Raw genomic sequence first — 17,281 nt, 5'->3', positions numbered from 1 at the left:
GACTCCCCGGTGCCCACCGCCCGTTGACGCGGGTGGCGGGCACCGGCGCATTCCGGCCGGTCTCCGGAATCCGTCGCGGCCATCTGCCCCAGGACGACCCCACGCCCCCACGACCCCGGCTGATCGCACCGGACACACGAAGGGCCCGCCCCACCAGGACAGGTGGCGGGGCGGGCCCTCCGGCTCGTGCGGCGGTCGCTACGCGGCCTTCTCCAGGTGGAGCAGCCGGCGCTCGACGACCGCCTTGCGCGTGGCGTACAGCGTGATCGAGGCGGCGCCCAGCATCGCGGCCAGCCCCAGGACGACCGTGCCCTCCCAGCCGACCGCGTGGAAGGCGGCGGCACCGAGCGCGCCGCCCAGGCTGCTGCCGACGTAGTACGCGCACTGGTAGAGCGCCGACGCCTGGGCGCGGGCCGTCTTGGCCGTACGGCTCACCGCGGACGAGGCCACCGCGTGGCCCGCGAAGAAACCGGCGGTGATCAGGACCAGGCCCGCCAGCACCGCGCCCACCGAGTCGGCCAGCGTCAGCAGCAGACCCGTCGACGTGGTGCCGACCGCCAGGTAGAGCGCACCGCGCCGGCCCACCCGGGCGACCAGCTGGCCGGCCGCCGCCGAGGAGACCGTACCGACCAGGTACACCACGAAGATCGAACCGACGATGCCCTGCGGGAGGTTGAACGGCTCGGACACCAGGCGGTAGCCGATGACCGTGTACACCGCGCCGAAGACCGTCATGAACAGCCCGCCGATGCCGTAGAGCCGGCGCAGCAGCGGATCGGAGAGGTGGCCGCCCAGCGTACGGGCCAGCGCCCGCGGGCCCACCGCACGGGACGTGAAGTGCCGGGCCCTGGGCACCAGCAGCCGGAACGCCACCGCGCACAGCACCGCCATCACGCCCACCGCGCCGAGCGCGGCCCGCCAGCCCCATGCCTGGGCGACCCAGCCGGTCACGATCCGGCCGGACATCCCGCCGATGCTGTTGCCCGCCACGAACAGGCCGATGGCCCCCACCAGCGCCTTGGCGCGTACCTCCTCCGCCAGGAACGCCATCGCCGAGGCCGGCAGCCCGGCCAGCGCGACACCCTGGACGGCGCGCAGCGCGATCAGCACGCCGATCGACGGCGCGAACGGCACCAGCAGCGCGATCAGCGTCGCCACCGAAAGGGACACGGTCATCAGCGCGCGCCGCCCGAACCGTTCGGAGACGGCGCTCAGCGGGATCACCCCGAGCGCCAGACCGAAGGTGGCCGCGGACACCGTCCAGCTGGCCTGGTCCGGGCTCACCCCGAGGTCGCTGGAGATCGCGGGCAGCAGCGCCTGCGTGGAGTACAGGAGGGCGAAGGTGGCCACTCCGGCGGCGAAGAGGGCGAAGCTCATCCGGCGGTAGCCGGGGCCGCCCGGCCGCAACTTGCCCGACTCGGGGTCGGACGCGGCGGCGGAAGAAGAGGAGTCTGTGGACGACTGGGGAGAGGCGGCCGCACGGTCGGTGACGGACGCCCCGGTATCAGCGGGAGGCATGCTTCGAAGGTATGCCCGGCCGGTTCATGCGTCCAATGCATGGAAACTGCATAATCGATTCTGTGATGCATGAACGCAGGTCGCAGGGGTCGCTGTTGCAAGGTCGCAACAGAAAAGAAGTGCTGGGAGCCAAGCGCCCCGGCGCGTACACCGGCGCGGAGGCGGGAGAGGCCGCGGGGGAGGCCGCCGAACTGGGCGGCGACTCCTGGGCGACGCTCCTCGCCCCGCGGCTCGCCCAGTTCACCGCCGTCGCCCGGCACGAGCACGTCACCCGCGCCGCCCAGGAACTCGGCATGCCCCAGCCGACGCTCAGCCGCGCCATCGTCCGCCTGGAGGACGACCTCGGCGTCGCCCTCTTCGCCCGGCACGGCCGCACCCTCTCCCTCACCCCCGCCGGCCGGGCCTTCCTCGCCTCCACCGAACGGGCGTTGACGGATCTGGAGCGCGCGACGGAGTCCGTACGCGCCGATGTCGACCCCGCGGCCGGCAAGGTCGCCTTCGGCTTCCTGCACACCCTCGGGCCGGAGACCGTCCCCGGCCTGATCCGCAGCTTCCGCGCCGACCACCCGCGGGTGCGCTTCCAACTCGTCCAGAACTACGGCGAGGCGATGATCGAGCGGCTGCGCGCCGGCGACCTCGACCTGTGCCTGACCTCCCCGGTCCCGGACTACCCGGACCTGGTCGCCCGCCGCCTCGACGAGCAGAAGCTGCGTCTGGTCGTACCGGACGAGCACCCGCTCGCCGCACGCAAGCGCATCCGGCTCGCGGAGGCCGCCGGCGAACTGTTCGTCACCCTCGAACCGGGCTACGGACTCCGCCGCATCACCGACGCCCTGTGCGCGGAGGCGGGCTTCACCCCCCGCGTCGCCTTCGAGGGCGAGGAGGCCGAGACCCTGCGCGGCCTGGTGGCGGCCGGCCTGGGCGTGGCCCTCCTCCCACCCCCCGCCGTTCCCCGCCCCGGCGTCGCCGAACTCACCGTGACGGCCCCCCGCGCGGTCCGCGAGATCGGGGTGGCCTGGCTGGACGGCCACCCCGACACCCCACCGGTGGCCGAATTCAAGAAATTCCTCCTCAGCCGCCGGGGGAAGCTCCTTCCCCGCTGACCGGAGAAGGCCCCTACCGGGGAGCAGAGGCACCCATTGACGCTGACACCGACAGTAACCCACCGTCGGAACTAATCACTCTCCGTAATCGTTGCCGTAATATGAAGGAGGCGCCACGAGGCGGGGCGCGAGAGCAGAGGGGGCATGCCCATCGACCACCCTCAACGCCTCAGCGACGCCCCGAAGCCCGAGGCGAGGGGCATCCGTAGGCCCAGGGGAGGGGGTGCGGCCAGCGCGTCCACCACTGGGCGGGCGTAGTCGCGGGTGAAGAGCGAGCCGAGCAGGAAGTCGGCGGCCAGGGCGTGGACTTCGGCGCGGTGCTGGTGCAGTGAGTGGCCGTCGGAGTGGACCTCGAAGCGGCAGGTGTCGCGGTTGACCTTCTTGGCGCGCTCGGCGTAGCGGTAGGACAGGTCGGGGTCGTGGCGCTCGTCGTTGGTGCCGTGGACGAGGAGGACCTGACGGCCGATGAGCTGCTTCACCGGATCGGGCTGATCGTCGTGCCGGAGGGGGTCGGGCAGCCAAGGCGCGATCCCCAGTACGGAGTTGACGGCGGGGTGTCCGGCGGCGTGCAGGGCGGCGCGGGCGCCCATGCCCGTGCCGACGAGGCAGACGGGGACGTCGCCGTAGCGGCGGACCACCTCGTCCAGGGCCCAGGTGGCGTCGCGCGCGGGGTGGGCCTCGGCGCCGTTCCAGCCGCGGTAGCGGTAGTGCACGACGTGGGTGGTCAGGCCCTCGGTGCGGCCCGCCTTCGCCAGTCGGGCGGCGAGTGGGCGTACGGCGAGTGCGGATACCGGTGACGGGCGGCGCACTCCGGTCGGTCCGCCACCGGGCAGTAAGAGGGCGACCCCGCTCACCGCCTTCGCGGTTGCGCCCACCCCCAGCGGTTTTCCCAGCCGGGCCTCGCGCGTCGGCAGTGCTTGCTGAGCCATGACGAGAACGATGGCAGAAGGAGGCGTGCGCGCCACCCTGTGTACGGGTCACTGTTACGTATCGTTCGGTGAGATCTACGCGCGTAGGGGCTAGAGTGCCGAAATGACGAGCGAGACCACCACCCTGCCGACCCCCGAACAGATCCGCCGCGCCCCCAAGGTGCTGCTCCACGACCACCTCGACGGCGGCCTGCGCCCCGCCACGGTCGTCGAGCTGGCCCGTGCGAACGGCTACGAAGGACTGCCCGAGACCGATCCGGAGAAGCTCGGGATCTGGTTCCGCGAGGCGGCCGACTCCGGTTCGCTGGAGCGCTACCTGGAGACCTTCGCGCACACCTGCGCCGTCATGCAGACCCGCGACGCGCTGGCCCGGGTGGCCGCCGAGTGCGCCGAGGACCTGGCCGCCGACGGCGTGGTCTACGCCGAGATCCGGTACGCGCCCGAGCAGCACCTGGAGCAGGGGCTCAGCCTCGAAGAGGTCGTCGAGGCGGTCAACGAGGGCTTCCGCGAGGGCGAGCGGCGGGCCCGCGAGAACGGCCACCGCATCCGTGTCGGCGCCCTGCTGACCGCCATGCGGCACGCCGCCCGTGCCCTGGAGATCGCCGAACTCGCCAACCGCTACCGCGACAGCGGCGTCGTCGGCTTCGACATCGCTGGCGCCGAGGCCGGCTACCCTCCCACCCGCCACCTCGACGCGTTCGAGTACCTCAAGCGCGAGAACAACCACTTCACCATCCACGCCGGTGAGGCCTTCGGTCTGCCGTCGATCTGGCAGGCGCTGCAGTGGTGCGGCGCCGACCGGCTCGGCCACGGCGTCCGGATCATCGACGACATCGAGGTCGCCGACGACGGCTCGGTCAAGCTCGGCCGGCTCGCCTCGTATGTGCGGGACAAGCGCATCCCGCTGGAGATGTGCCCCACCTCCAACCTCCAGACCGGCGCGGCCCCCTCCTACGCGGAGCACCCCATCGGCCTGCTGCGCCGTCTGCAGTTCCGGCTCACGGTCAACACCGACAACCGGCTGATGAGCGGCACGAACATGTCGCGGGAATTCGAGCACCTGGTCAAGACATTCCGATACACGCTCGACGACATGCAGTGGTTTACTGTCAATGCGATGAAATCAGCGTTCATTCCTTTCGACGAACGTCTCGCCATGATCAATGACGTCATCAAGCCCGGTTATGCGGAACTGCGGGCCGAATGGCTCTTCCGTCCGGCGTCCACGACCCCGCCCGTGACCAGCGGTTCTGGTTCCGAGTAACGGGAGAACGCGAGCCTATAGCGTAACGGCCGGTGGCCTGTCCACCGGCCGTTTTTTCTTTCCTCGTGGCTGTTTGCGGCGCCGGTTGCAGCCTCACTAGGTTGATTTGCCGGTCAAGCTCCCGTCAATTGAGGACGTAATTCGATGAAGCAGGGAACCATCAAGACTCTCGGTGCCGCCGCTCTGGGCGCCGCCATCGCCGTCACCGCGGCGGGCGCAGCCAGCGCCGCGCAGGTGAGCGCGCCGGACGCCAAGGGCGTGCTCAAGAACCTGCCGGTGAAGGACACCGGCAAGGTCCTCAAGGGCACCAAGACGCCGGTCGGCAACGTCAGGACGCCGCTGAACTCCCAGGGCAACCTGCTGGGCGGCCTGCCGACCAGCGCCGTCTCCAAGGCCCTGGGCAGCTGATCCCGCTCCCCGCTCCGTCCTCCAGGGACGCGTGACGTGCCGTGCCCTGGCCGTATGCTCTTGCAGCTGCGGCCGGGGCGCCGTCATGTCCGGGCCGGGCACTGCCGCGGCGGGTCACCAGCCGGCGGCACCCGCGGCGCCGGCGGCCTTCGCCTTCTCCTCCGAGGGCAGGAGTATCCACAGCGCCAGGTAGACCAGGAACTGCGGGCCGGGCAGCAGGCACGACACCAGGAAGATCACGCGCATCGTCGTCGGGGTCGTACCGAAGCGACGGGCCAGGCCCGCGCACACTCCGGCGATCATTCGGTTGTTGCTCGGGCGGACCAGTTGCGCGGCCATGAGGGGCGACTCCTTTTCGACTTCGTGGGGCGTTTGCCCCGATGTCTCAAAGGTAGGTCCGGCCGCCCGACAGCGCGTCAGCCTGCGGAGCCAGTCCGACCCTGGGGATCCTCGGGGTCGCACCCCCGGGTTCCTCGTACCGTCGGCGGAGCCGGGACCGGGCCCCAGGGACGACCAGCAGGTGCACCAGCGCCACTCCGAGGGTGTTCAGCAGCACCGCGTCGACATCGGGGACCCGTCCGGGTACCCCTGACTGCAGCAGCTCGATGGCCAGCGCGATCATCGCGCCGGCGAAGACCGTGCGGGTCAGCGACACCAGCGGCGAGACGTGCAGCCGCCCGGCCGAGAGCGGGAGCAGCACGCCCAGCGGCGCCAGCAGCAGCACCGGGCCGCCCAGGTGCCCCAGAGCCTCCCACGTCACGCCGTGCGCCAGCTCGGCCCTGATCGTGGCCAGCGGCCGGAGGTTCGCGGCGGGCACCCATGGCACCGAACGAGGACGCAGCGTGAGCCAGCCGACGGTCAGCAGATGCGCCACGAGGAGGAGAAGTCCTGTGACGCGCATACGGGGGACGGCGGTGGTGCCGGAGCCATGACGCTGCACAAAGGCCAGGACGCCGGTAGTGGGGCCCGCGGTTCCGCCCCATTGCACCCGTCTTGGCCGTGCCCGCCGTGCCCGCCGTGGCCCGCCCCCGGCCGCCCGGTTCTCTCTAGTCCTGCTGCGACAGCGGGTCGCCCCACCCGGCGTGTTCCGCTATGTCCGGGTGGGCCAGCACATCGGCGGAGCAGTCGTAGCGGTGTGCCGTGTCGTCGCCCGGTCCGCCGAGGACGGCCGCGTGCGTACGCCCCAGCGCCGGGCTCGTGCCGTAGGTGCACACCAGCTGCGCCAGCGCGAAGGACGGCAGGTCGTCCGGCCGGATGCTCAGCCGCAGCGCCTCCGCCGGGTCGCCGCGGCGCGGCCCGTCGACCTTCAGCCCCTGGGGCAGCGCGCTGCTGAACCCGGCCGTCTCCTCGTCCGCGGACGGTGGGCGCTGCAGCTCGGCCAGGAGCGTACGGGCGGCCCGCAGCCGCGGATCGGCGGCCGTGGTGTCCTTGGCCGGCGGCGCCGTCCGCTCGACCTGCACCAGCGCCGAGCCGCACACCAGATAGACGGCGGTCTGCGCGCCGCCGGGCGTGCCCGGCGACGCTTCGTCCGACGCCTTGCAGCTCACCCGCGAGGGCGCGCCGCCGGCGTCGACGGGCACGGACGTGCCCCGGATCCCGCAGCCCGCGGCGGCCAGCGCGAGCGCCGCCGCACCGGCGGCGCGCCGCCACCTCTGTCCGGTCGGTGTCATCGCTCGTCCTCCGTGCCCCGGGTGACCGCGTTGTCGCCGCCGGCCAGCCGGGAGGCGTCCATGGGCAGCCGCAGGGTGAAGACCGCGCCGCCTTCGGGGAGGTTGGCCGCGGTGATCTCGCCTCCGTGGATGTGCGCGTTCTCCAACGCGATCGACAGGCCCAGACCGCTGCCCTCGGACCGCGGGCGGGACGCGCTCGCCTTGTAGAAGCGGTCGAAGACGTGCGGGAGGACCTCTTCGGGGATGCCGGGCCCGTGGTCGCGCACGCGGATGACCAGCTCGCCGCCGCCGGCCCGGCCGGTGTCCTCGGCCCGCTCGGCGGGCCCTTCGTCGGCGCTCTCGGGCGCCTCCGTCGCGCCGGCCGCGGCCGCACCGCCCCGGTCGTCGCCGGCCGCGTCCCGCGGGTGCTGCTCGCCGCCGTCCCCGTGCTCCGTGCGGACCGACACCCGCACCGGCGACCCGCCGTGCTTGAGTGCGTTGCCGATGAGGTTCGCCAGGATGACGTCGAGGCGCCGCGGGTCCAGCCGGGCCACGATGCCGCGGTCCGCGTCCAGGTCCACCGCGTCCAGCCAGGCCCGCGCGTCGATGCAGGCGGTGACCTGGTCGGCGACGTCGACGTCGTCGAGCACCAGCCGGGCCGTCCCCGCGTCGAAGCGGGTGACCTCCATCAGGTTCTCCACCAGGTCGTTGAGCCGGCGGGTCTCGCTGACCACCAGCTGGACGGCGGGCGCGATCATCGGGTCGAGGGAGTCGGCCTCCTCCTCCAGCACCTCGGAGACCGCGGTGATCGCCGTCAGGGGCGTGCGCAGTTCGTGCGACATGTCGGCGACGAAGCGGCGGGAGGCGGCCTCGCGGGCGCTCAGCTCCTCGACCCGCTGCTGCAGCCGCTCCGCCGTGCGGTTGAACGTACGCGACAGATCGGCGAGTTCGTCCGTGCCGGTCACCCGCAGTCGGGTCTCCAGCCGCCCCTCGCCCAGCTGCCGCGCCGCGTGTCCCAGCCGCTGTACGGGCCGCAGCACGGTCGTCGCGGCGGCCTGGGCCAGCAGCGCGGAGCCGACCAGCGCCAGCGCGGTGGCGATGCCGAGGGACCAGGCCAGCGAGTTGAGGTCCTGCCGCTCGGCGGCCAGCGACTTCATCATGTAGCCGGTCGGTCCGCCGCCGATCACCTTGGCGCCGGCGACGAGGTAGGGGGTGTCCCCGACCTGCTTGCGCTGCCAGTACAGATGGTGGGCGGAGGGGTTGGACTCGTCGACCGGGCGCACTTCGTTGACCGCGCCGCGCAGCGCGTCGGGCACGCTGTGCAGGGTCAGCAGGTCCTTGTCCGTGGTCGCCGCGCAGTCCTTGCCCTCGCGGTCCACGCCGATCAGCAGCACCGCGTAGTTCTGCGGTCCGCCGGCTATCTGGCGCGCAGCGTCCTGGAGTTCGGTGCACCGGGGGCGCAGCGGCAGCGACCGTGTGCTGTCCTCCAGTGACTTGCGGAAGTCCTTGAGGACGGCGTTCTGGGTGCGGTCCAAGACGGTGTTGCGGTTGAGCCAGTACGCGATGCCGGACGCGGAGACCGCGGCGGTCAGCGCGACCAGCCCGAAGACCACGACCAGCCGCAGCCGCAGGCTCGTCCAGCGCAGCAGTCCCGACGCCCGGCCGAGCAGCCGGGGCACCCGCCGTCCGGACGGGGCCGGGCCGTCCGCGTTCTCGTGCGCCGTCCCACTGCTGTGGGAACGTTCCGTCACTGCGGGGAGTCCAGTCGGTAGCCGACGCCGCGGACGGTGCGGATCAGCGTCGGCGAGGACGGTACGTCCTCCACCTTGGCGCGCAGCCGCTGCACACAGGCGTCCACCAGGCGCGAGTCGCCCAGGTAGTCGTGCTCCCACACCAGCCGCAGCAGCTGCTGCCGGGACAGCGCCTGGCCGGGCCGGCGGCTCAGCTCCAGCAGCAACCGCAGCTCGGTCGGCGTCAGTTGCAGATCCTCGCCGTTCTTGGTGACGGTCATCGCCGACCGGTCGATGACCAGCGAGCCGAACGTCGCCGAGTCGCTGGACTCGCGTTCGCCGCGGCGCAGTACGGCCCGGATGCGGGCGTCCAGCACCCGTCCCTGGACCGGTTTGACGACATAGTCGTCGGCGCCGGACTCCAGGCCCACCACGACGTCGATGTCGTCGTTGCGCGCGGTGAGCAGGATGATGGGCAGCTGGTCCGTACGCCTGATCCGCCGGCACACCTCGAAGCCGTCGATGCCCGGCAGCATCACATCCAGCACGATCAGGTCCGGGCGCTGCTCGCGCAGCAGCTTCAGGCCGTCCTCGCCCGTCGCCGCGGTCACCACACGGTGACCCTGGCGGGACAGTGAGAGTTCGAGGGCCGTGCGGATGGCGTCGTCGTCCTCGATCAGCAACAGGAAGGGCACGGCAGCCATTCTGTCCCATGGGACGCCTGGACATCGACCTGCCGCGGGTGCGTCGTGGCCGTCTCGGGTGAGTCGTGCCGCCACGGGTGCGTCGTGGTGGGCCGGGGCGGAGCCGTGGGGGTTGCGGTCGGGCCGCCGGGGCGCTGTGACAGGTCTGTGACAGTCGGCGGACAACGCGATGAAACTGGGTTGGCAGTCTTTTGGGCACCGGGAGAGATCAACACCCGGGGAGACACCGATTGAGCTGGCTCTACGACGGGGGGCGCGAGATGAACACACTGCACGGCACGGCTTCCAGCGCAGTTATCACGCGACTTCACGATGTCGTACGGACCACGGAGAAGTCCGGTGTCGTGAGCGGGCGGGGGTGCGCTCGCGGCACCGGGCGTCAGCGGCTGCCTTTCATGGTGGCCATCGACGCCACGAAGGTGGCCGTCGACGGGGGAAGCACGGGCCACGGGGGAGACGCGGCCCACGGGGGAGCGGAGTACGGGGAGGCCACGGGGGAACGGCGTTCCGCGTCGGAGGCGGCCGAGGCCGAAGCGGCCTTCACCGCCTACGTCCAGGAGCGCCGCGCCTCCCTGTACGCCACCGCCTACCACCTGACCGGCGACCGCTACGAGGCCGAGGACCTGCTGCAGAGCGCGCTGTTCTCGACGTTCCGGGCCTGGGACCGGATCAGCGACAAGGCGGCGCTCGGCGGCTATCTGCGGCGCACGATGACGAATCTGCACATCAGTGCCTGGCGCCGCCGCAAGCTCAACGAGTACCCGACCGAGGAGCTGCCGGAGACGGCGGGCGACGTGGACGCGATGCGCGGCACCGAGCTGCGTGCGGTGCTGTGGCAGGCGCTGGCGCGGCTGCCCGAGCCGCAGCGCACCATGCTGGTGCTGCGGTACTACGAGGGCCGTACGGACCCGGAGATCGCGGACATCCTGAACATCAGTGTCGGCACGGTGAAGTCGAGCATCTGGCGCGCCCTGCGCCGGCTGCGCGAGGACGAGGTCCTCAGCTTCGGCCGTGACGAGGAGGAGTCCTTCGGCGAGCTGGTGGCCTGAAGGGCCGGGGGAGCCCGAGGGGGAACGGGAAACGCCCGAGGGGATAAGGGGATACGGGGGAACCGGCTCCGGCGGAGCGATCCGCAAGGGCCGGGCGTATCGGGGGATACGGGGGAGCACGGGGGGAAGGAAGCGGGTTCGGGCGGCCGGGGGGTCTGCCCGAGCCCGCTTCCGCGTGTGCCGCGACTGCCTACGGGTGCCCCGGCCGCCGGGTCAGGAGCCCACGGCCGCGCCCGCCGGGTCCACCGCGCCGGCCGCCCATATGCGGTCCAGGGCCTCCGGCTTGGCGCAGGGGTGGGCGCCCAGGGCCGTCTGGCGGGCGACGATGGAGCGTTCGCCGCGCATCAGGCGCAGGCCGCGGCGGACCAGGTACGGGGCGGACTTGCGGCCCTCGCGCAGATCGCGGACCAGTCGGCGGCGGAAGGTGGTGGCCGGGCGGCCGCGCAGGCACAGGGCGTCGGCCAGCAGGCCCGCCGTGCGGCAGGCCGCGATGACGTCGGCGGCGAAGACGCCCTCGGCGATGAACAGCCCGGCGCCGCCGAGGTCGAGCCGGGCCGTGCCGACCCGGGCGCTGGCGGAGATGTCGTACACGGGGACCTCGCAGCGTCCCGTACGGCACAGTGCGGCGATGGCCGCGACGGCGGTGTCGGCGTCCCAGGAGAGCGGTGAGTCCCAGTCGGCGCCGCCGCCGTCGGGGAGTTGGGGCAGCGTCGGGTCCGTCGCCTCCTTGTAGAAGTCGTCGAGGTTGAGGACGGGCAGGCCGCTGCGTGCGGCCAGGGACGTCTTGCCGGAGCCGGAGGGGCCGGTCAGCAGGACGACGCGGGCGGGGGAGTGGGAGCTCACGGGTAGCCATTGTCGCGTATTGCGCCGTGTGGGCTACCCCTGGCGCGCGAGGTGGATCGGGAACCGGGCCCTCAACTACGCTGCGAAACTAGTTGGTTACCGAGCGCACATGCTCGTGCAGCCTTTCGATCCATAGGCAGGTGGCACAACATGCTCTTCCCGGTACGTCCCAAGCCCGGCCGCGCCCCGCGCACGTTGCTGCGCGTCGGCCTGGTGGTCTCCGCGGCCGGCGCCGCGATCGCCGGGGGCGGTGCGGCGACGGCGAGCGCGGCCCCGGCGTTCAACCCGTCGGCCACCCCCTCGTTCGTCCCGTCGTCCACCCCGTCGTTCATCCCGTCGAGCAACACCGACACCGGCGCCATGACCACGGCGCTGACCGGTGCGACGCTCAAGTCCACGGGCGGCGGCCTCGGCCCGGTCAAGGACCTCAAGCTGAACCCGATGGCGAACACCTCCGTCGACCCGCTCGACAACGCCGTCGCCACCCGGGTCGCCGACTTCAAGCCGATGAGCACCAAGCAGGTGACCGGCACCCTGTCGAACGGCGGCGCGCTCAGGCACCTGCCGGTGGTGGGGCGGGCGACGAAGGTGCTTCCGGGCTGAGACACCCCCCGGGCCGGGTGCACTCGACGGCACCCGGCCAAGGCGTGCCCGGCACCCGGGCACGGTCGTGCTCAGCGCCCGTAGAAGGCCCCCACCAGCGCCTCCATGTCCCGCTGGAAGGAGCAGCTGAGCGCGATCCACGAGCCGTCGGTGAAGACCAGGTCGAAGCGGCCGCGCGGGAACGTCGTACGCGGCTTGGGCCGCAGCTGCGCGATGTCGGTGCGCGGCACCTCCACCGCTACCTCCAGTTCCGGCGCCCGCTCCCGCCAGCCGGTGGCGTGGTCCACGACCACGAACAGCCGGCGGTCGGTGACCGCCTGGTGGCGGGGCTCGCCGCCCGCGTTGGTGAGCTGGACGTGGAAGCGTCCCGCCATGCTCCGCCTGGGTCGGGTCACCGGAGAAGCCCAGGCCGCCCATGCCGAGCTCGACGGCCCCCTTCATCGGGGCCTTGATGGCCTTGAGCGCATGCTTGGCGGCGAGCGCCGTGGCGAACTTCTCGGCCTCGCCCGGGTCCTTGATGTGCTTCCAGGTCCAGGGCTTGAGCTTCTTGACCTTCGACATCTTCTTTGCTTTTTTCAGCAGCTTGATGATGTTGACGAGGGCCTTCAGTTCGGTGGCCAGGTCGCGCAGTTTGTCGGCGACCCGGGCCGAGGTGATGCCCGCCTTGGCCACCGCCGCCGCCGCGCCGGCCGCCGCCAGCGGTGCGGGGCCCCACCCCGCAAGAGGTGAGGCCCCGCACTGCCGGTCCGCCGGCGCCGCTCGGGCACCGGTCCGGCGCCGCTCCGTATGTCGGGCTAGACGCCCATCGGGTGCCAGACCGTCTTCGTCTCCAGGAAGGCGGTCAGGCGGGAGGTGCCCGGGTCGGCGGCGAAGTCCACAGGCTGTGGACGCAGTACGCGCTTGAGGTTGTCGGCCGCCGCGACCTCCAGATCGCGGGCCAGGTCGGCGTCCGCGCCCGTCAGGTCGAGGGCGTTGACGTCCTGGTGCGCGGCGAGCGGGGCCGCGATCTCCGCGGTCCTGCCGGACAGCACGTTGACCACGCCGCCCGGTACGTCCGAGGTGGCCAGGACCTCGCCCAGCGACAGCGCGGGGAGCGGGGCCTTCTCGGAGGCGACGACCACGGCGGTGTTCCCGGTCGCGATGACCGGGGCGAGCACCGAGACCAGGCCGAGGAAGGAGGACTCCTGGGGGGCCAGGACGGCCACCACGCCGGTCGGCTCGGGGGTCGAGAGGTTGAAGAACGGGCCCGCGACCGGGTTCGCCCCGCCCACGACCTGCGCGATCTTATCGGTCCAGCCCGCGTACCAGACCCAGCGGTCGATCGCCGCGTCGACCTGGGCCGCTGCCTTGGACTTGGAGAGGCCCTCGGCCTCCGCCACCTCCCGTACGAACTGGTCCTTGCGGCCCTCCAGCATCTCCGCGACGCGGTAGAGGACCTGGCCGCGGTTGTACGCGGTCGCGCCGGACCAGCCGCCGAACGCCTTGCGCGCGGCCACGACCGCGTCACGGGCGTCCTTGCGGGAGGAGAGAGGGGCGTTGGCCAGCCACTTGCCCTTGGCGTCCTGCACTTCGTACACCCGGCCGCTCTCGGAACGCGGGAACTTCCCGCCGACGTACAGCTTGTAGGTCTTGAGGACGGAGAGTCGCTCGGTCTTCTCGGGCTTGTCAGACATCGAGGTACGCCTCCAGGCCGTGGCGGCCGCCCTCGCGGCCGGCGCCCGACTCCTTGTAGCCGCCGAACGGCGAGGTCGGGTCGAACTTGTTGAAAGTGTTGGCCCAGACGACGCCCGCCCGGAGCTGGTTCGCGACCGCGAGGATGCGCGAGCCCTTCTCCGTCCAGATACCCGCCGACAGGCCGTACTGGGTGTTGTTGGCCTTGGCGACGGCCTCGTCGGGCGTGCGGAAGGACAGCACCGACAGCACCGGGCCGAAGATCTCGTCGCGGGCGACCGTGTGCGCCTGGGTGACGTTCGTGAAGAGCGTCGGGGCGAACCAGTAGCCGGAGGTGGGCAGTTCGCAGTCGGGGGACCAGCGCTCGGCGCCCTCGGCCTCGCCGGTCTCGGCGAGCGCGGTGATCCGGGCCAGCTGCTCGGCGGAGTTGATGGCGCCGATGTCGGTGTTCTTGTCGAGCGGGTCGCCCAGGCGCAGCGTGGACAGCCGGCGCTTGAGGCGCTCCAGCAGCTCGTCCTGGATCGACTCCTGGACCAGCAGGCGCGAGCCCGCGCAGCAGACCTGGCCCTGGTTGAAGAAGATGCCCGTGACGATGCCCTCGACGGCCTGGTCGAGGGGCGCGTCGTCGAAGACGATGTTGGCGCCCTTGCCGCCCAGCTCCAGGGTGAGCTTCTTGTCCGTGCCGGCGACCGTGCGGGCGATCTCCTTGCCGACGGCCGTGGAGCCGGTGAAGGCGACCTTGTTCACGTCCGGGTGGGCGACGAGCGCGGCGCCGGTGTCCCCGTAACCGGGAAGGATGTTGACGACGCCCTTGGGCAGGCCCGCCTGGCGGCAGATGTCGGCGAAGAACAGCGCGGAGAGCGGGGTGGTCTCGGCGGGCTTGAGCACGACCGTGTTGCCGGTGGCGAGCGCCGGGGCGATCTTCCAGGCCAGCATGAGGAGGGGGAAGTTCCAGGGGATGACCTGGCCCGCGACACCCAGCGGCGCCGGGTTCGGGCCGAAGCCCGCGTGGTCGAGCTTGTCGGCCCAGCCCGCGTAGTAGAAGAAGTGCGCGGCGACCAGGGGGAGGTCCGCGTCGCGGGTCTCCTTGATCGGCTTGCCGTTGTCCAGCGTCTCCAGGACGGCCAGCTCGCGGGAGCGCTCCTGGATGATCCGGGCGATGCGGAAGAGGTACTTGCCGCGCTCGGCGCCGGGCAGCGCCGACCACTTCTCGAACGCCTTGCGGGCGGCCTTCACGGCACGCTCGACGTCGGCCTCACCGGCCTGGGCGACCTCGGAGAGGGCCTCCTCGGTGGACGGCGAGACGGTCTTGAAGACCTTGCCGTCGGCGGCCTCGGCGAACTCGCCGTCGATGAACAGGCCGTAGGACGGCGCGATGTCGACGACCGCGCGCGACTCGGGCGCCGGTGCGTACTCGAAGAGATTGGCCATGGTCAGTCCACCGTGACGTAGTCGGGGCCGGAGTAGCGGCCGGTGCTGAGCTTCTGGCGCTGCATCAGCAGGTCGTTCAGGAGGCTGGAGGCGCCGAAGCGGAACCAGTCGGCGGTCAGCCAGGGCTCGCCGAGCGTCTCGTTGACCGTCACCAGGTACTTGACCGCGTCCTTGGTCGTACGGATACCGCCGGCCGGCTTGACCCCGACCTGGACGCCGGTGGCGGCGTGGAAGTCGCGCACCGCCTCCAGCATCAGCAGCGTGACCGGCAGGGTGGCGTTCACCGCGACCTTGCCGGTGGAGGTCTTGATGAAGTCGGCACCGGCCAGCATCGCCAGCCAGGAGACACGGCGGACGCTGTCGTACGTCTGGAGCTCGCCGGTCTCGAAGATGACCTTGAGGTGGGCGGCGCTGCCGTCGGGACGGGCGCACGCCTCCTTGACGGCCTTGATCTCCTCGAAGACCGCCATGTAGCGGCCGGCGAGGAAGGCGCCCCGGTCGATCACCATGTCGATCTCGTCGGCGCCGGCCGCGACCGCGTCACGGGTGTCGGCGAGCTTGACCGGCAGCGCGGCGCGGCCGGCCGGGAAGGCGGTGGCCACGGACGCGACGTGGATGTCGGGAGCGCCGCCGGCGAGCAGCGCCTCCTTGGCCGTCGCGACCATGTCGGGGTAGACGCAGATCGCGGCGACCTTGGGGGCCGTGCGGTCGGTGGGGTCGGGGTGGATGCCCTTGGCGCACAGCGCCCGGACCTTGCCCGGGGTGTCCGCGCCTTCGAGGGTCGTCAGGTCGATCATCGAGATGGCGAGGTCGATGGCGTACGCCTTCGCCGTCGTCTTGATCGAGCGGGTGCCGAGGGTGGCGGCGCGGGCCTCAAGGCCGACCGCGTCGACGCCGGGGAGGCCGTGGAGGAAGCGGCGCAGCGCACCGTCGTCGGCGGTCACGTCCGCCATTGACGCCAGACGCCCCGCGGCTTCCTTGCCGTATGCGGGAACAGTGATGGGCATGGTCACGAGGGGAGCATATCTACGCGCGTAGCGCAATGTCATCCCCCTCGGCGGCCAAATCCCGCCCCGCACCCGAATGATGCCGTAACGCAATGTCCGGCATCCGGACGGTCGGGCAGAATCGGCGGCATGACGAGCCAGGAACGCGCCACCCCGCCGCCGCAGCAGTACGCCGAGCGCACCTACCGCTCGCCGGCGGCCCTCGTCGGCGGTGTGCTGCTCCTGCTGCTCGGCCTGTGGCTGGGCGGCGACGCGCTGCTGCGGGGCGATGCCCGCACCCGGCTGACGGCGCTGTTCGCTCTGCTCCTCGGCGTGCCGCTGGTGGCCGCCTACACCCTGCGGCCGCTGGTGCGCGCGGGCGAGGACCGGCTGCTGGTGCGCAATCCGTTCCGCACGATCACGCTGCCGTGGGCCGCGGTCGAGGGGCTGCGGGCGTCCTTCTCCACCGAGGTCGCCACCGCAGACGGCGGCACGTACCAGCTGTGGGCGATCCCGGTCTCGCTGCGCCAGCGCAAGAAGGCCCATCGGCAGGCGATGCGCGGCGCGGGCGCGGCCGGCCCCCGTTTCGGGCCGAACGCCGACGCCGGCGGCCCGGTGCCGCGCGCGATGGCCGACCAGTCGCTGGACGAGCTGCGCGAGCTGAAGGAGCGGGCGGCGGGGCGGGAGGGCGCTCAGGGGGAGCCGGTGGTGCGGTGGGCGTACGAGGTTCTCGCGCCGAGTGTGGTGGGCGCCGTCGGGCTTGCGGTGATGATCGCGCTCTGAGTGCCCGGGCTACTCGTAGCGGGGCAGGCCCTCGGTCGAGATCGTCCACTCGCCGATGGTGATGTCCTCGCCGTAGAGGAAGTCCTTGCGGGTGGCGTAGCGGGGGCCGTCGGGGGTGGAGTGGATGTCGGAGAGGACGGCTCCCTTTCCCTCGCGCGGATCGAAGACCGCGTAGATGGGGATACCGAGCAGCGGGTAGTCCCGCATCTTGCTCACCCAGTCGTTGTCGGGGTTGGAGTGGGAGACGATCTCGATCGCGGCCATGAGGGTGCGGGGGTCGAAGGAACCCTTGCCTTTCATGTCCTCCACGGCGATCACCATCACATCGGGATGGCGCATGATGCCTTGGACCTGATCCTCCACGTCGGGCGTGCCGGTGTATGCCCAGACCCCGTCCGGCAGCTCTCGTTCCAGAAGGCGGCTGACCAGCCCCGCGGTGAACTCGTGGGGACGCCCCGGCGACATCATGTCGTGGATGATTCCTTCCTTGGTGATCTCGAATTTGCCGGGAATGGCGTCCTGCATCCGTTCGGCGATGTCGCGCATCGCTCGGTACTCGGAGCTGCCATTTCGCGTGCCGTCCGGGGCGATGGTCATGGCGTGCGCTCCT

At 71.8% G+C, this 17,281-nt stretch carries 19 protein-coding genes; 6 read left to right on the top strand and 13 right to left on the bottom strand.

What is annotated here, in order from left to right:
* Window positions 1-198: 198 nt before the first annotated feature.
* Window positions 199-1,518: an MFS transporter gene (locus ACZ4NB_RS11355; RefSeq protein ID WP_467660294.1), complete on the bottom strand. Its 1,320-nt coding sequence runs from the start codon at window positions 1,516-1,518 to the stop codon at window positions 199-201.
* Between the two features lie 62 nt (window positions 1,519-1,580).
* Here ACZ4NB_RS11355 and ACZ4NB_RS11350 point away from each other — a divergent pair, with 62 nt between their 5' ends.
* The gene (locus ACZ4NB_RS11350; protein WP_467660292.1) at window positions 1,581-2,621 is read left to right on the top strand and encodes a LysR family transcriptional regulator; all 1,041 of its coding nucleotides are present in this window, start codon (window positions 1,581-1,583) and stop codon (window positions 2,619-2,621) included.
* Between the two features lie 161 nt (window positions 2,622-2,782).
* Here the strand turns inward: ACZ4NB_RS11350 and ACZ4NB_RS11345 are convergent, their stop codons facing one another.
* Window positions 2,783-3,550, bottom strand: coding sequence for an alpha/beta fold hydrolase (locus ACZ4NB_RS11345; RefSeq protein ID WP_467660290.1), 768 nt, complete (start codon window positions 3,548-3,550; stop codon window positions 2,783-2,785).
* A 103-nt stretch (window positions 3,551-3,653) separates the two neighbouring features.
* On the opposite strand from ACZ4NB_RS11345, the gene ACZ4NB_RS11340 reads away from it, so the two are divergent.
* Entirely contained in the window at window positions 3,654-4,814 is a 1,161-nt protein-coding gene (locus ACZ4NB_RS11340; protein WP_467660288.1) for an adenosine deaminase, read from the top strand.
* A 144-nt stretch (window positions 4,815-4,958) separates the two neighbouring features.
* Window positions 4,959-5,222, top strand: a complete 264-nt coding sequence (locus ACZ4NB_RS11335; protein WP_467660286.1) for a hypothetical protein — start codon at window positions 4,959-4,961, stop codon at window positions 5,220-5,222.
* 114 nt (window positions 5,223-5,336) lie between these two features.
* Here ACZ4NB_RS11335 and ACZ4NB_RS11330 read toward each other — a convergent pair whose 3' ends face one another.
* From ACZ4NB_RS11330 to afsQ1, 5 genes are all read right to left on the bottom strand, one after another.
* Window positions 5,337-5,561 (bottom strand): PspC domain-containing protein, encoded by a 225-nt coding sequence (locus ACZ4NB_RS11330; protein WP_467660284.1) that lies wholly within the window; start codon window positions 5,559-5,561, stop codon window positions 5,337-5,339.
* A gap of 46 nt (window positions 5,562-5,607) precedes the next feature.
* Window positions 5,608-6,123 carry a VanZ family protein gene (locus ACZ4NB_RS11325; RefSeq protein ID WP_467660282.1) on the bottom strand — a complete coding sequence of 172 codons (516 nt, stop codon included), beginning with the start codon at window positions 6,121-6,123 and terminating at the stop codon, window positions 5,608-5,610.
* Window positions 6,124-6,268: 145 nt separating this feature from the next.
* Entirely contained in the window at window positions 6,269-6,892 is a 624-nt protein-coding gene (locus ACZ4NB_RS11320; RefSeq protein WP_467660281.1) for a hypothetical protein, read from the bottom strand.
* Window positions 6,889-8,622, bottom strand: coding sequence for an ATP-binding protein (locus tag ACZ4NB_RS11315; protein ID WP_467660279.1), 1,734 nt, complete (start codon window positions 8,620-8,622; stop codon window positions 6,889-6,891). Before ACZ4NB_RS11315 ends, ACZ4NB_RS11320 begins: the two co-directional genes overlap by 4 nt.
* A complete protein-coding gene (gene afsQ1 / locus ACZ4NB_RS11310; protein WP_026169550.1) occupies window positions 8,619-9,296 on the bottom strand; it encodes a two-component system response regulator AfsQ1 in 678 nt (225 codons plus the stop codon). Before afsQ1 ends, ACZ4NB_RS11315 begins: the two co-directional genes overlap by 4 nt.
* 269 nt (window positions 9,297-9,565) lie before the next feature.
* Between afsQ1 and ACZ4NB_RS11305 the strand changes: the two genes are divergently transcribed.
* Window positions 9,566-10,354, top strand: a complete 789-nt coding sequence (locus tag ACZ4NB_RS11305; RefSeq protein ID WP_467660277.1) for a SigE family RNA polymerase sigma factor — start codon at window positions 9,566-9,568, stop codon at window positions 10,352-10,354.
* Window positions 10,355-10,567: 213 nt separating this feature from the next.
* Here ACZ4NB_RS11305 and ACZ4NB_RS11300 read toward each other — a convergent pair whose 3' ends face one another.
* Window positions 10,568-11,197 carry a uridine kinase family protein gene (locus ACZ4NB_RS11300; protein ID WP_467660276.1) on the bottom strand — a complete coding sequence of 210 codons (630 nt, stop codon included), beginning with the start codon at window positions 11,195-11,197 and terminating at the stop codon, window positions 10,568-10,570.
* 150 nt (window positions 11,198-11,347) lie between these two features.
* On the opposite strand from ACZ4NB_RS11300, the gene ACZ4NB_RS11295 reads away from it, so the two are divergent.
* Window positions 11,348-11,800: a hypothetical protein gene (locus ACZ4NB_RS11295; RefSeq protein WP_467660274.1), complete on the top strand. Its 453-nt coding sequence runs from the start codon at window positions 11,348-11,350 to the stop codon at window positions 11,798-11,800.
* Window positions 11,801-11,871: 71 nt separating this feature from the next.
* Here ACZ4NB_RS11295 and ACZ4NB_RS11290 read toward each other — a convergent pair whose 3' ends face one another.
* From ACZ4NB_RS11290 to deoC, 4 genes are all read right to left on the bottom strand, one after another.
* Entirely contained in the window at window positions 11,872-12,174 is a 303-nt protein-coding gene (locus ACZ4NB_RS11290) for a hypothetical protein (RefSeq protein ID WP_467660273.1), read from the bottom strand.
* A gap of 420 nt (window positions 12,175-12,594) precedes the next feature.
* A complete protein-coding gene (locus ACZ4NB_RS11285) occupies window positions 12,595-13,473 on the bottom strand; it encodes an aldehyde dehydrogenase family protein (protein ID WP_467660271.1) in 879 nt (292 codons plus the stop codon).
* The gene (locus ACZ4NB_RS11280) at window positions 13,466-14,902 is read right to left on the bottom strand and encodes an aldehyde dehydrogenase family protein (RefSeq protein WP_467660270.1); all 1,437 of its coding nucleotides are present in this window, start codon (window positions 14,900-14,902) and stop codon (window positions 13,466-13,468) included. Before ACZ4NB_RS11280 ends, ACZ4NB_RS11285 begins: the two co-directional genes overlap by 8 nt.
* Before the next feature lie 2 nt (window positions 14,903-14,904).
* Window positions 14,905-15,909, bottom strand: a complete 1,005-nt coding sequence (gene deoC, locus ACZ4NB_RS11275; RefSeq protein ID WP_467660268.1) for a deoxyribose-phosphate aldolase — start codon at window positions 15,907-15,909, stop codon at window positions 14,905-14,907.
* A gap of 129 nt (window positions 15,910-16,038) precedes the next feature.
* Between deoC and ACZ4NB_RS11270 the strand changes: the two genes are divergently transcribed.
* Window positions 16,039-16,671: a PH domain-containing protein gene (locus ACZ4NB_RS11270; RefSeq protein WP_467660266.1), complete on the top strand. Its 633-nt coding sequence runs from the start codon at window positions 16,039-16,041 to the stop codon at window positions 16,669-16,671.
* 9 nt (window positions 16,672-16,680) lie between these two features.
* Here ACZ4NB_RS11270 and ACZ4NB_RS11265 read toward each other — a convergent pair whose 3' ends face one another.
* Window positions 16,681-17,268 (bottom strand): Uma2 family endonuclease, encoded by a 588-nt coding sequence (locus tag ACZ4NB_RS11265; RefSeq protein ID WP_467660264.1) that lies wholly within the window; start codon window positions 17,266-17,268, stop codon window positions 16,681-16,683.
* Window positions 17,269-17,281 lie beyond the last annotated feature (13 nt).

This window comes from Streptomyces sp. NPDC026575 (genome assembly GCF_055567415.1).
Note: the sequence above shows the minus strand (reverse complement) of the source record. Positions and strands in the feature narration are given on the sequence as shown.

Coding starts and splice junctions, on each gene's coding strand:
- ACZ4NB_RS11345 (WP_467660290.1), bottom strand. CDS start 3,550: ATGGCTCAGCAAGCACTGCCGACGCGCGAGGCCCGGCTGGGAAAACCG.
- ACZ4NB_RS11290 (WP_467660273.1), bottom strand. CDS start 12,174: ATGGCGGGACGCTTCCACGTCCAGCTCACCAACGCGGGCGGCGAGCCC.
- ACZ4NB_RS11330 (WP_467660284.1), bottom strand. CDS start 5,561: ATGGCCGCGCAACTGGTCCGCCCGAGCAACAACCGAATGATCGCCGGA.
- ACZ4NB_RS11280 (WP_467660270.1), bottom strand. CDS start 14,902: ATGGCCAATCTCTTCGAGTACGCACCGGCGCCCGAGTCGCGCGCGGTC.
- ACZ4NB_RS11295 (WP_467660274.1), top strand. CDS start 11,348: ATGCTCTTCCCGGTACGTCCCAAGCCCGGCCGCGCCCCGCGCACGTTG.
- ACZ4NB_RS11265 (WP_467660264.1), bottom strand. CDS start 17,268: ATGACCATCGCCCCGGACGGCACGCGAAATGGCAGCTCCGAGTACCGA.
- ACZ4NB_RS11355 (WP_467660294.1), bottom strand. CDS start 1,518: ATGCCTCCCGCTGATACCGGGGCGTCCGTCACCGACCGTGCGGCCGCC.
- ACZ4NB_RS11340 (WP_467660288.1), top strand. CDS start 3,654: ATGACGAGCGAGACCACCACCCTGCCGACCCCCGAACAGATCCGCCGC.
- ACZ4NB_RS11305 (WP_467660277.1), top strand. CDS start 9,566: ATGAACACACTGCACGGCACGGCTTCCAGCGCAGTTATCACGCGACTT.
- deoC (WP_467660268.1), bottom strand. CDS start 15,909: ATGCCCATCACTGTTCCCGCATACGGCAAGGAAGCCGCGGGGCGTCTG.
- ACZ4NB_RS11285 (WP_467660271.1), bottom strand. CDS start 13,473: ATGTCTGACAAGCCCGAGAAGACCGAGCGACTCTCCGTCCTCAAGACC.
- ACZ4NB_RS11335 (WP_467660286.1), top strand. CDS start 4,959: ATGAAGCAGGGAACCATCAAGACTCTCGGTGCCGCCGCTCTGGGCGCC.
- ACZ4NB_RS11325 (WP_467660282.1), bottom strand. CDS start 6,123: ATGCGCGTCACAGGACTTCTCCTCCTCGTGGCGCATCTGCTGACCGTC.
- ACZ4NB_RS11270 (WP_467660266.1), top strand. CDS start 16,039: ATGACGAGCCAGGAACGCGCCACCCCGCCGCCGCAGCAGTACGCCGAG.
- ACZ4NB_RS11320 (WP_467660281.1), bottom strand. CDS start 6,892: ATGACACCGACCGGACAGAGGTGGCGGCGCGCCGCCGGTGCGGCGGCG.